At 67.8% G+C, this 11,787-nt stretch carries 13 protein-coding genes and 1 pseudogene; 7 read left to right on the top strand and 7 right to left on the bottom strand.

All coding sequences use genetic code 11. The features are described 5' to 3' along the window. Positions 1 to 592: 592 nt before the first annotated feature. Positions 593 to 1,033 (top strand): alpha-isopropylmalate synthase regulatory domain-containing protein, encoded by a 441-nt coding sequence (locus ACLML9_RS24220; RefSeq protein ID WP_411947675.1) that lies wholly within the window; start codon positions 593 to 595, stop codon positions 1,031 to 1,033. Positions 1,034 to 1,188: 155 nt separating this feature from the next. Here the strand turns inward: ACLML9_RS24220 and trxA are convergent, their stop codons facing one another. Further along, positions 1,189 to 1,572: a thioredoxin gene (gene trxA / locus ACLML9_RS24215; RefSeq protein WP_030523734.1), complete on the bottom strand. Its 384-nt coding sequence runs from the start codon at positions 1,570 to 1,572 to the stop codon at positions 1,189 to 1,191. A 122-nt stretch (positions 1,573 to 1,694) separates the two neighbouring features. Continuing rightward, positions 1,695 to 2,228: a 2'-5' RNA ligase family protein gene (locus ACLML9_RS24210; protein WP_411947674.1), complete on the bottom strand. Its 534-nt coding sequence runs from the start codon at positions 2,226 to 2,228 to the stop codon at positions 1,695 to 1,697. Between the two features lie 214 nt (positions 2,229 to 2,442). Between ACLML9_RS24210 and ACLML9_RS24205 the strand changes: the two genes are divergently transcribed. Genes ACLML9_RS24205 through ACLML9_RS24195 form a run of 3 tightly spaced genes read left to right on the top strand, consistent with a single transcriptional unit; the run spans position 2,443 to position 5,011 of the window. Then, positions 2,443 to 3,315 carry an ABC transporter substrate-binding protein gene (locus tag ACLML9_RS24205; protein WP_411947678.1) on the top strand — a complete coding sequence of 291 codons (873 nt, stop codon included), beginning with the start codon at positions 2,443 to 2,445 and terminating at the stop codon, positions 3,313 to 3,315. Continuing rightward, complete coding sequence (locus ACLML9_RS24200) at positions 3,312 to 4,244, top strand: amino acid ABC transporter permease (protein WP_411947673.1); 933 nt, start codon at positions 3,312 to 3,314, stop codon at positions 4,242 to 4,244. The genes ACLML9_RS24205 and ACLML9_RS24200 overlap by 4 nt, the downstream gene beginning before the upstream one ends. A 14-nt stretch (positions 4,245 to 4,258) precedes the next feature. Next, positions 4,259 to 5,011 (top strand): amino acid ABC transporter ATP-binding protein, encoded by a 753-nt coding sequence (locus ACLML9_RS24195; RefSeq protein ID WP_411947677.1) that lies wholly within the window; start codon positions 4,259 to 4,261, stop codon positions 5,009 to 5,011. 19 nt (positions 5,012 to 5,030) lie between these two features. Here ACLML9_RS24195 and ACLML9_RS24190 read toward each other — a convergent pair whose 3' ends face one another. From ACLML9_RS24190 to ACLML9_RS24180, 3 genes are all read right to left on the bottom strand, one after another. Then, entirely contained in the window at positions 5,031 to 6,014 is a 984-nt protein-coding gene (locus tag ACLML9_RS24190; protein WP_411947672.1) for a hypothetical protein, read from the bottom strand. Between the two features lie 4 nt (positions 6,015 to 6,018). Beyond that, a complete protein-coding gene (locus ACLML9_RS24185; RefSeq protein ID WP_411947671.1) occupies positions 6,019 to 6,372 on the bottom strand; it encodes a hypothetical protein in 354 nt (117 codons plus the stop codon). Positions 6,373 to 6,598: 226 nt separating this feature from the next. Beyond that, positions 6,599 to 7,684: an isocitrate/isopropylmalate dehydrogenase family protein gene (locus ACLML9_RS24180; protein WP_411947670.1), complete on the bottom strand. Its 1,086-nt coding sequence runs from the start codon at positions 7,682 to 7,684 to the stop codon at positions 6,599 to 6,601. A gap of 130 nt (positions 7,685 to 7,814) precedes the next feature. On the opposite strand from ACLML9_RS24180, the gene ACLML9_RS24175 reads away from it, so the two are divergent. Both ACLML9_RS24175 and ACLML9_RS24170 read left to right on the top strand, forming a co-directional pair. Next, on the top strand, positions 7,815 to 8,699 hold the full coding sequence (locus ACLML9_RS24175) for an SPFH domain-containing protein (protein ID WP_411947669.1): 885 nt from the start codon (positions 7,815 to 7,817) through the stop codon (positions 8,697 to 8,699). Continuing rightward, positions 8,699 to 8,872 (top strand): hypothetical protein, encoded by a 174-nt coding sequence (locus tag ACLML9_RS24170; RefSeq protein ID WP_411947668.1) that lies wholly within the window; start codon positions 8,699 to 8,701, stop codon positions 8,870 to 8,872. Before ACLML9_RS24175 ends, ACLML9_RS24170 begins: the two co-directional genes overlap by 1 nt. Before the next feature lie 139 nt (positions 8,873 to 9,011). On the opposite strand, the gene ACLML9_RS24165 is transcribed toward ACLML9_RS24170, so the two are convergent. Next, complete coding sequence (locus ACLML9_RS24165; protein ID WP_411947667.1) at positions 9,012 to 9,878, bottom strand: class I SAM-dependent methyltransferase; 867 nt, start codon at positions 9,876 to 9,878, stop codon at positions 9,012 to 9,014. A gap of 167 nt (positions 9,879 to 10,045) precedes the next feature. Between ACLML9_RS24165 and rpsA the strand changes: the two genes are divergently transcribed. Next, positions 10,046 to 11,512, top strand: coding sequence for a 30S ribosomal protein S1 (gene rpsA / locus ACLML9_RS24160; protein ID WP_411947676.1), 1,467 nt, complete (start codon positions 10,046 to 10,048; stop codon positions 11,510 to 11,512). A 66-nt stretch (positions 11,513 to 11,578) separates the two neighbouring features. On the opposite strand, the pseudogene ACLML9_RS24155 reads toward rpsA, so the two are convergent. Further along, positions 11,579 to 11,787, bottom strand: a pseudogene (locus ACLML9_RS24155) (hypothetical protein); the annotation flags it as partial.

Raw genomic sequence — 11,787 nt, 5'->3', positions numbered from 1 at the left:
GCCGCCCGGGCCGCAAGCGATGACAGTGTGCCGTGCCCGTCGTCCGGGACCGCGAGGCCGGGTCGGCGGGCTGCGGGGCGAACGGAAGATTCGGGGGCCGATCATGAAACGTCCGAATCCGCATCGAGAAGAGCCGGTTTGCGGTCGATGGGTCGCGGTGATGTCCGGCCCGGCGGGGGTGGGGTCCCGTTCGGCGTGGCTCGCTGGGGTTGCGTCGCCGGCGGCGCAGCGTCCGGTCGGTCACCGGCACCCGGCGGCGATTTTCGGGTTGCCTGCCGGTGACCAGGGAGAACAGTATTCGGCGGTAGGAGAAACGGCGCGCGAATATGGTTGCCATCTTCCCGGGGAGTCTTTATTCTCGACCCCGTGCAAATTCCTGCCGCCGGCCTGTGCGCCGCGCCGATGTTCGCAGATCGCGACGGTGCGGTGCTCCTCTCGCGTACCGCGGAGTCGGCTCGTCGGCTACTTGCCGTAGTAGTAACCCGCCGTAGCGGGGTCTGATTCGGACCGGCCCCCTCGCTGCGGGCCCCCCTTTTCTGCTTTTGCTGGTCCCCCAAACCTGCCGACCATCTCTGGGAAGACCTACGTGCTCATGACCACACTGACTCTGGAAAACAACGCCCTGACCACGGCCGCCCCGCGCAGCCTGCGTACCGAATGCGCGGAACTGACGGCCGATCAATTCCACGACCGCTACGGCGAATGCGCCGGCCCGATCCGGCTCGCGGGCTGGTCGTCCACCGGTGCGCGCGGCGGCGCCTTCACCGCGACCCTCGAATTCGCGGGCCGGTCCCGTTCGGTCGTGGCGGCGGGCAGCCCCATCGCCGCCATGACCTCGGCACTCTACGAAGCCGGCTACCCCGTCGAGATCCTGCGGTTCCATCAACGTCGCACAGCGGCGGGCACCGCGACCTTCGTGCAATGCGAATCCGACGGTCACCGCGGCTGGGGCGCTGCCCTCGCCGCCGATGGCGCGGAATCCTCGGTGCGGGCAATGATCGCCGGCGTGAACCGCCTGGGAGCGCTGCGCTAGGCGTACCTTCGCGTTCGCTCCGGCCGTGCGCGGACTGTCGACGGGCTTGTGCCCGGCTGTGTCACTAGCGGGCTACCGACCGCACCGTACGACAACGCGACGGCGGGCTCCGCACCATCCCCGGAAAGTGTGGAGCCCGCCGTCGTTCGTCAATTCTATTCGGCTGCTTCGCCGTTGGTCGCCTGCTGCTCGGCGAGTTGCTGACGAACCTCATCCATATCGAGTGCCTTCACCTGGGAGACCAGGTCCTCGAGCGCCGCGGGCGGCAGCGCCCCGGGCTGCGCGAAGACGAGTACACCCTCGCGGAAGGCCATGATCGTCGGGATGGACTGGATATTGGCGGCCGCGGCCAGGCCCTGTTCGGCCTCGGTATCGACCTTGCCGTGCACGACATCGGGATGCTTCTCCGACGACGCATCGTAGGTCGGGGCGAAGCTGCGGCACGGTCCGCACCAGGAAGCCCAGAAATCGACGAGTACGACGTCGTTACTGGTGACTACGTCATCGAAGTTCTGCTGCGTCAGTGTCTGGGTGGCCATGACGTCCTCTCGTGGTCGGTTTCAGGCTGTAACGCCGGCCCCGGCCGCGGTGTTCCACGGCGGTGTCGTACGCCACCGGTCCCCACCCTACGTGGCGGGGTCCGCGGTCGGTCCGGCTCCGTTCAGCCGTGTTCGCCGACCGGCCATGCCCGGCGCTGGTCGCCGTCCCAGCGCCGGATACCCAGCACGGTCGCGGTGGTGTCCCGGTCGGCCGCGACGGCGGCCACCGCGTCGCCGATCCGCTGCGGGAGGACCCGCCGCGCCAGCGTGACATGCGGTGTCCATTGGTTGGGGCGCAGATTGGCCGGGATATCAGGACACGGTTCGACCACCTGGTGGATGCGGCGATGCCAGGCCAGCAGTTGTTCGGACGGGACCACCGCCCGCACCAGGATCGGCCGCCGCGCCCCGAACACCAGCACACCGCCGAGACGTACCGGGAAGGGCCGGAACGGCAACCGGTCGAGCTCCTGTTCGATCCGCGGCCAGATCTGCCGGGCCGCCGCCACGGTGATGTGCGGCCGGTGACTTTCGGTGTCTCCGCCGCGCCTGCCCTGTGCCAGCCCGGGCAGCCCCGCTTCGGCGAGCAGTTCCCACTGCCGCCGGATGCGTTGTTCGGCCGCCTCGTCGAGCAGTAATTCCACCGACTGCACCATGATCTGCAGACGGTAGCGGGTCGGCCGCCGGAGGACGGGCGGTGGCTGTGCCGGGCGCCGCGCCCGGAGATCAATCTTGGGTTACTCGGGGTGTGCCGCGGGCCGCGGTCGCCTACTGTGCGTGACAAGGTCGACGAGGGGCCGAGGGCCCACTATTCTTCGCGAGCGGCAGGTGGTGGCGGTGGTGGAGCGATCCGGTGCCCGGGTGCGGCGCATGGTCTGCGGGCTGGCCGGTATCGCGCTGCTGGCCGGGTGCGTGACCAATGTGGAGGACACCGGGCCGGTCCCGCCCAAGGTCGCGGTGGGCGCGATGGACGCGCTGGCCGCGCGGGTGCCGGCCGATATCGCCGCCGCCGGGGAGGTGGTGGTCGGGGTCAATGTGCCGTATCAGCCGAATGAGTACCGCGACCGGTACGGCGCGATCGTCGGTTTCGACGTGGATCTGATGGACGCGGTCACCGCGGTGCTCGGTCTGCGCGCCCGCTACACCGAATCGGCGTTCGAGAAGATCATTCCCGCCGTCCAGGCCGGTACCTACGATATCGGCATGTCCTCGATCACCGATTCGGTGGAACGGGAGAAGCAGGTCGATTTCGTCACCTATTTCAGCGCGGGAGTGCAGTGGGCGCAGCGCACCGGCCGGCACGTCGACCCCGCGAACGCCTGCGGTAAACGCGTCGCGGTCCAGGCGACAACGGTGGAGCACATCGAAGAGGTCCCGGCCAAGAGCGAAGCCTGTGTCGCGGCGGGCCGGGACCCGATCATCATCGACGCGTTCGACGAGCAGAGCGCGGTGACCAATGCGCTGGTCCTCGGCCAGGTCGACGCCATGTCCGCGGATTCCCCGGTCACGGCGTATGCGATCGAACAGACCGACGGCAAGATCGAACCGGCCGGCCCGATCTTCGACGCCGCGCCCTACGGGTGGGCCGTCGTGAAAGGGTCGCCGCTGGCGCCGGTGCTGCGCGATGCGCTGCAGCACCTCATCGATACCGGGCAGTACCGCCAGATCACCGAGAACTGGGGAGTCCAGGAGGGCGCGCTGCGCACCTCCGTGATCAACGGTGCGAGGGAGTCGACGCGATGACCGCCGATCCGAGTGGGGCCGCCGCCGCGGCCGCCGAACCCGAACCCATCGTCGCGGTGCCGTTGCGGCGGCCCGGCCGCTGGGCGGCCGCCGCGCTGATCCTGGCGCTGGCCGGATTGTTCGTCTACGGCGCGGCCACCAATCCCGCGTACCGCTGGGATGTGTACTGGCAGTATCTCCGCGATACCCGGATCGCGGCGGGCGCGGTGGTCACCCTGGAGCTCACCGTGCTGGCGATGGTCATCGCCGTCGTACTCGGTACCACGCTGGCGGTGATGCGGCTGTCGCCGAACCCGGTGCTGCGGGCGAGCGCCTGGGTCTACCTGTGGGTGTTCCGCGGGACCCCGGTATACGTGCAACTGGTCTTCTGGGGCCTGGTCCCCTCGCTGTACCAGAACGTCGCGTTCGGTGTCCCCTTCGGCCCGCGCCTGTTCGAGATCGATGTGCAGAGTTTGCGGGCCGGGTTCGCCTTCGCCGTGATCGGGCTGGGTCTCAACGAGGCCGCGTACATGGCCGAGATCGTCCGGGCCGGTATCAACTCGGTCGGCGAAGGTCAGCGCGAAGCGTCCATCGCGCTCGGCATGTCCTGGTCCCAGACCATGCGGCGCACGGTGCTGCCGCAGGCCATGCGGGTGATCATCCCGCCGACCGGCAACGAACTCATCAGCATGCTGAAGACCACCGCGCTGGTCACCGCCATACCGCTCAGTACCGATCTGTTCGGCCGGGCACGCGATATCTACGGGGTGAACTTCCTGCCCATCCCGCTGTTGCTGGTCACCGCCACCGGGTATCTGGCGATCACCAGCGTGCTGATGGTCGGCCAGTACTACCTGGAGAAATACTATTCGCGGGGCATCTCCCGGCAACTGACCGCCAAACAACTCCGAGAGCTGGCCGACGCGCGCGGAGAGGTGCAGGCGAAATGAGTGCGACGGAACCGATGGTCCGCGCCGACCGGGTCTGCAAGAGTTTCGGCGCGCTACGGGTGCTCGAGGGCATATCACTGGACGTCCGGCACGGCCAGGTGATGTGCCTGATCGGGCCGTCGGGTTCGGGAAAATCCACTTTCCTGCGGTGTATCAACCATCTGGAGCAGGTCGACGCGGGCCGGTTGTACGTGGACGGTGAATTGGTCGGATACCGGGAGAAAGGCGGCAAACTCTACGAGTTGCACCCCCGCGACGCCGCCCGCCAGCGGCGTGAGATCGGCATGGTCTTCCAGCATTTCAACCTGTTCCCGCATCGCACCGCGCTCGCCAACATCATCGAGGCGCCCATCCAGGTCAAGAAGACCCGCCGGGCCGAGGCGGTGTCGCGGGCGAAGGAGCTGCTGGACCGGGTCGGGCTGGCCGACAAGGCAGGCGCCTATCCGGCACAGCTGTCCGGCGGCCAGCAGCAGCGGGTGGCGATCGCCCGGGCGCTGGCGATGGACCCGAAACTCATGTTGTTCGACGAGCCCACCTCCGCGCTGGACCCGGAGCTGGTCGGTGAAGTTCTCACGGTCATGCGTGAGCTCGCGGCCTCGGGTATGACGATGATCGTGGTGACCCATGAGATGGGTTTCGCGCGCGAGGTGGCCGATCGGCTGGTGTTCATGGACGGGGGAGTGGTGGTCGAGGCCGGGGCGCCGGAGGATCTGCTGACGAATCCGGCGCACGACCGCACCAGATCGTTTCTCTCCCGGCTGCTGTAGCGACCGTCCGGTCGGGGTGTCAGGAGGGCTGCCAATCGGCGGTGACGGTGCCGGTACGCTGCACATACTCCAAACGGTCCAGGTCATTGTCGATAGCGCTGTCGCTGAACCGGAGGTCTTCTAGGCAGCTACCCAGCCGCTCGGGCGCGATCGCCCGGGCCGTTCGCAGCAGGTCCGGATCCAACTGCTCGCCGGCCCAACGCTCGATGAACGGGGAACTGATGGCGAAGTCCTGATCGCCGCGTCGCGGGTCGGGCGATTCGGGTCCGGAGTGACCCAGATCGAAGATGACCAGATCGTCATCGGGACGATGGCTCTCGGTGTTCCCGTCGTAAGCCGGCCGGAAGTTCGCCCAGTTCCCGTCGTGGCTACCGGCCACGAAATGACCTATCGCGGCCTGCTGCTGTTGCGGCACCGGGTAGCGGTCGACATCCTTACTGGCCTTCATCGGGACGAACAGTTGCGCCATGCCCGGCCCGCGTGGCCCGTCGACGAGTGCCGTCGGCGGCACCCGTGGCGCCTGCAGCAGTTCGAATATCCGGAACCCCGCGACCTCTCTGCGCGCCAACTGGCCGGACACGTGCGGCAGCCAGTTCAGGCCGCCGTACATCTCCAGATCGTCTGGTTTGTACACGTACAGGACGCCGTCTTGATCGCGTGTGACGTAGATACCGTTCGCGCTGCTGGGCAGTGTCTCCGAGAGTTCTTCGTCGATCACCAGACGCCGCGTCGCGACGTGGTGTTCGGCGCGGCTCGGTGTGTAAGCCGGGAAGCGGCCGCTGGGCGGTACGGCTCCGCGCGCGCCCGGCTCCGCCGCGGAACGCCATTCCATCGGCAGTTCGAAGTCGCGGTCGCTGCTGGTGAGCTCTTGGATCAGTGCGTCGAGGCGGTAACCGTAGTCGCGAACCAGTCCGGACCGGAGCTTACTCACCCGGCCGGCGAGATTGGTCAGGCGCAACAGCGTCTCGTCGGTGATGCCGCGCCACGGGGACAACGCGTTCATTGCACTACGTTCGGCTCCGGCGCGGCGGTTCCCCGGAACCGGCCGATCGTCGCCGCCGGACTTCGGCAGCGGCGGGACCGGGGCTTTCGTCCACCACCCGGCTATATCTGAGCGGTCGCGGCAGCAGCAGAGCGCGCAGGAAGGCGGGACCGTCCTCCACGGTGACGGTCTGGGAGGTGCCCGGAACGCGGAGGCCGTCGCGCAACCACCGTCGCGCCATCGGACATCCACCGGTCTCGGCGAGCGTCAGCACCACGGTGCCCGTTGCCGCGAGACAAAATTCCGCAACTCGCTTGTACCGCGTCGCTACCAACTCGTAGACGGCGACCACGGTCGGTTCGGGGTTCTGCTGCGGCATATTCGGCTTTATCCTGCTGTCGTTCTCGCGCGGCTCGTCGTCCGGTACCGGACTCTTCGAACCACAATGACACTCTCGGAGCGGAATTTCACCAATTGCGGGCGGGCCGGTGGGGTGCTTCGGCCGCTCTGCGCCTCCCGGCACGGCGCAAGTAGCGGAGCTTTCAGGACGGGCGGTGGTACGCCCATCTCTTCGCTGCGGCTCGCGGTGGACGGTGTGGCGGTCGCTATCGGAAGTGGACCCGGGCGGTGACCTGTTCGGTGAACTCGCTGGTCGACGCCAGACCACCCAGATCGGCTGTCGCGATACCGGCGGCGAAGGTCGCCGCCACCGCGTGTTCGATCCGCTCCGCTGCCCGGGCGAGCACCGGCTGGTCGCGCCGGTCGGCGAGCCAGCGCAGCAACATGGCGGCGGACAGTTGCACAGCCACCGGGTCGGCGCGGTTGTGACCGGCCAGATCGGGGGCCGCGCCGTGGACGGCCTGCGCCATCGCCCGGTCGGCCGAGCAGTTGAGAGAGGCGGCCGTACCCAGCGAGCCACCGAGTTGTGCGGCCAGGTCGGACAGGATATCGCCGAACAGATTCTCGGTGACCAGCACATCGAAATCGCCGGGGGCGCGAACCAGATGCGCGGCGGCCGCGTCGACGTGCTCGTCCATGACCGTCACCCCGGGGTACTCGCGCGCCACGGCATAGCAGGTATCGCGGAACAATCCCATGCTCAGCGGCAGCACATTCGCTTTGTGCACGATGGTCACCCGGCCGCGCCGGGCGGCGGCCAGCCGGAAGGCCTCATGCGCGATCCGTTCGGAGGCCGCGCGGGTCACCAGGCCGACCGACAGGGCGATATCCGGGGTGGGACAGAACTCCCCGGAGCCGACCGCCATGTTCCGGTCGGCGTAGAAACCCTCGCTGTTCTCGCGGACGACCACCAGATCGATATCCGGTGTGAGCGCGGCGACGCCGGGAAATGCTTTCACGGGCCGGATATTGGCGTACAGGCCGAAATGGCGCCGGATCGCACCCCCGGGGGCGATGCGGTGCTCCGGGGGATAGGAGGCATTGTCGTGCGGGCCGAGGATCCAGCCGTCGGTGTCGAGCAGACCGGTCAGGGTGGATTCCGGTAGGGCGGTGCCGAATTCGTCGATGGCCCGGCGGCCCATCGGCAACGGGATCCAGTCGACCTCGGCCGCGCCGGCGGCGGACAGTGCCTCGTCGACCACCCGTCGCGCCGAACCCACCACCTCGGGCCCGATCCCGTCGCCCTCGATCACGCCGAGGCGGAGCCGCTCACCCAGTGCTGTCCGTTCCATCCGCACATGGTCGCAGGCAATCGGCGGTGTCCGGCCGCGGGGCCGGCGGTTCGCGCTTTGTCTTGCGCGCACCCGGTCCGGCGAGTGCCATGCTATCTTGGTGATATCACTTTGATAGAGGGAGGATGTCATGACATTCCGGAACGCCGCGCGGGTCAACGGGTTCGTCGTGCTATTGATCTGGCTGGTGCTCACCATCGCGCTGGCGGCGGCGGCGATCGCGGGATTCGCGGCATTCGCACAGCACCGGAACGCCGCGGGATTGGCGGGGGCGATCGTCGCGTGCGTGCTGGGGGTGATCCTGCTGCTCGGCATCACCGGCCTGACGGTGGTGAATCCCAACGAGGCCAAGGTCGTCCAGTTCTTCGGCCGCTATATCGGCTCGGTGAGCGAACCCGGATTCTTCTCGGTCCTGCCGCTGACCGATCGCCGCAGTATCTCGCTGCGGGTCCGGAACTTCGAGACCCAGAAACTGAAGGTCAACGACGCCGACGGTAACCCGGTGGAAATCGCGGCGGTGGTCGTCTACAAGGTGGTCGACAGTTTCAAGGCCGCCTTCGCCGTGGACGACTACGAGGAATACGTGGAAACCCAGTCCGAGGCCGCGGTCCGGCACCTGGCCACCACCCACCCCTACGACGCCCACGACGCCGACCGCACCAGCCTGCGCGACGGCGCCGAGGTCGCCGAGGAACTCACGGTGGAACTGCGCGACCGCACCGAGACCGCCGGGATCGAGGTCATCGAGGCGCGGATCACCCACCTCGCGTACGCGCCGGAGATCGCGCAGGCGATGCTGGTCCGTCAGCAGGCGGCGCAGGTGGTGGCCGCCCGGACGCAGATCGTCGAGGGCGCGGTGGGCATGGTCGGACTGGCGCTGAACCGGCTCACCGCCGAGGGCATGGTCGAACTGGACGAGGAACGTAAGGCCGCCATGGTCTCGAACCTTCTGGTGGTGCTGTGCGGTGACCGGCCGGCACAGCCGGTGGTCAATGCGGGATCGCTGTACAACTGATGGCCGAACGCAAGAAGGTCCTGCTCCGGCTCGACCCCGCGATCCACGACGCGATCGCCACCTGGGCGGCCGACGATCTGCGCAGCGTCAACGCGCAGATCGAATTCGCCCTCCGGCGCGCGCTGGAGCAGGCCGGGCGTTCTCCGCGTCCGACCCGCGGCGACGAATCCTGATCGGACCGGACTCCCGGCTCGCCCGTCTCCGGGCGAGCCGGGAGATTCTTGTGTCCGGCAGCGCCGACGTGTCCCGCGACCGGGCCGCACCCTCGGCGCACTCCACTCTTCGACGCCGAGGAGCGCTCGCCGCCGAGCCTTAAGGTCGGTCGGGTTTATGGCTCACGAAGATGGCTGTCCCCGGGAACAGTTGCCCGCGTAGCGGGCTCCACTGGCCCCATTCCCGGTCCAGCCATTCCGGCCACTCCGGTTCGACGATATCGTCGAGCGCCAATCCGGCCCCGACTATTTCCCTCACCCGGTCACCGATGGTGCGATGGTGTTCGGCGTAGGTGCACCGGCCCTCGCTGTCGATCTCGGTGTACGGGGTGCGGTCGAAATAGGGGATCACCGCTTCGAGACCGTCCGGGCCGGGATCGTCGCGGAAGATCCACCGCATCGGATGGTTCACCGCGAACACCCAGCGCCCGCCCGGCCGCAGCACCCGGGCGACCTCACGCATCACCAGGGCGGAATCGGCGACGAAGGGGACCGCGCCGAAGGCCGAACAGGCCAGATCGAAGGATTCGTCCGCGAACGGCAGGGCTTCGGCGCCCGCCTGCACCAGCGGCACCCGCGGTCCGCCCCGCGCCATGGCGGCCAGCCCCCGTGACAGCATTCCCCGCGAGATATCGAGTCCGACCGGGTGGGCTCCCCGGCCGGCCAGCCAGCGGGCGCAGGGCGCCGACCCGCAGCCGACCTCGAGAATCCGTTTGCCGGTGACCTCGCCGAGGAACCCCATATCGCCTTCGTGCAGGCCCTCCGGGCACCAGACGAATTCGCCGCCGACACTGTCGGCGCCGAGGAAATCCCCGTGCGTATCGTGGTACTGGTCGGCGTCGGCGTCCCACCAGCGCCGGTTCGCGCGTTCGCTCTCGGCCGAGCCGATCCGCAGGCGTGCCGCACCCGCGGTGCCCAGTAGTTCGGTGGCCTGAGCGTGGCGATCTTGAACGAGGTCGTCGGACACGATTCGAAGCCTATAGATCCGCTGCGGGGGGTCGTTTGCCCGCCCGGTTCCGGGTCGCGTACGCTGAACGCGCAAGTGATCACACCTGGAGCCGCTGGGTGTATCGCAGCGTACCGAAAGTCTCAATGTCCGCAACCGATCACAATCCGTCCGGAGCAAACCGCCACATGCCCACCACCGTCACCTCGCCGCAGGTAGCCGTTAACGACATCGGCTCCGCCGAGGATTTCCTCGCCGCCATCGACGCCACGATCAAGTACTTCAACGACGGCGATATCGTCGAAGGAACCATCGTCAAAGTCGACCGCGACGAGGTCCTGCTCGACATCGGTTACAAGACCGAAGGCGTCATTCCGTCTCGCGAGCTCTCCATCAAACACGATGTCGACCCGAACGAGGTCGTTTCCGTGGGCGATGAGGTGGAGGCTCTTGTCCTCACCAAGGAGGACAAAGAGGGTCGCCTGATCCTGTCCAAGAAGCGGGCTCAGTACGAGCGCGCCTGGGGCACGATCGAGGAGCTCAAGGAGAAGGACGAGGCCGTCCGCGGCACCGTGATCGAGGTCGTCAAGGGCGGTCTGATCCTCGATATCGGTCTGCGCGGCTTCCTGCCCGCCTCACTGGTCGAGATGCGCCGTGTCCGCGATCTGCAGCCGTATGTCGGCAAGGAGATCGAGGCCAAGATCATCGAGCTCGACAAGAACCGCAACAACGTGGTTCTGTCGCGCCGGGCCTGGCTGGAGCAGACCCAGTCCGAGGTGCGCAGCGAATTCCTGCACCAGCTGCAGAAGGGCCAGGTCCGCAAGGGTGTGGTCTCCTCCATCGTCAACTTCGGCGCATTCGTCGATCTCGGCGGTGTCGACGGTCTGGTGCACGTCTCCGAGCTGTCCTGGAAGCACATCGATCACCCGTCCGAGGTGGTCGAGGTGGGCAACGAGGTCACCGTCGAGGTTCTCGACGTCGACCTGGACCGCGAGCGCGTCTCGCTGTCGCTGAAGGCCACCCAGGAAGATCCGTGGCGGCAGTTCGCCCGCACCCACGCCATCGGCCAGATCGTGCCCGGCAAGGTCACCAAGCTGGTGCCGTTCGGCGCGTTCGTGCGCGTCGAAGAGGGCATCGAGGGCCTGGTGCACATCTCCGAGCTGGCCGAGCGCCACGTCGAGGTCCCGGACCAGGTCGTGGTCGTGGGCGACGACGCCATGGTCAAGGTCATCGACATCGACCTGGAGCGTCGCCGGATCTCGCTGAGCCTCAAGCAGGCCAACGAGGACTACAGCGCCGAGTTCGATCCGTCGAAGTACGGCATGGCCGACAGCTACGACGAGCAGGGCAACTACATCTTCCCCGAGGGCTTCGATCCCGAGACCAACGAATGGCTCGAGGGCTTCGACAAGCAGCGCGAAGAGTGGGAAGGCCGCTACGCCGAGGCGGAGCGCCGGCACAAGATGCACACCGCGCAGATGGAGAAGATGGCGGCCGACGCCGCGGCCGAGGCCGCGGGTGGCGCCGGTTCGTCGAACTACTCCTCCGAGAGCGGCGCGCAGTCCAGCACCAGCCAGCCGGAGTCGGGCGGCGGTTCGCTGGCCAGCGACGCCCAGCTCGCGGCCCTGCGGGAGAAGCTGTCCGGTAACGCCTGAGGCGACTATCGGTAGCCGATAATCGAACAGAAAACCCCGGTCCCTGGTGGACCGGGGTTTTCTGCGTCAGTACCCGACGGTGAACCTGCGCTGGATGTGTCGCGGAAGTTGCGCTTCGTCCAGTAGCGCCACCGCGACATCCTCGGCGGAGATATCGCGGCCGCCGGTATCGAGCAGCTGGTCGCCGCCGAGCCGGAATCGGCCGGTGCGTTCGCCGGGATCGATACTGGTCGACCGCCTCGAGGCGGCACGGGACGCGATCCCCGTGGCGGATC

The organism is Nocardia sp. NPDC002869, from assembly GCF_046764065.1.
Lineage (GTDB): Bacteria > Actinomycetota > Actinomycetes > Mycobacteriales > Mycobacteriaceae > Nocardia > Nocardia rhamnosiphila.
This window is presented reverse-complemented; position numbering and strand designations above follow the sequence as displayed.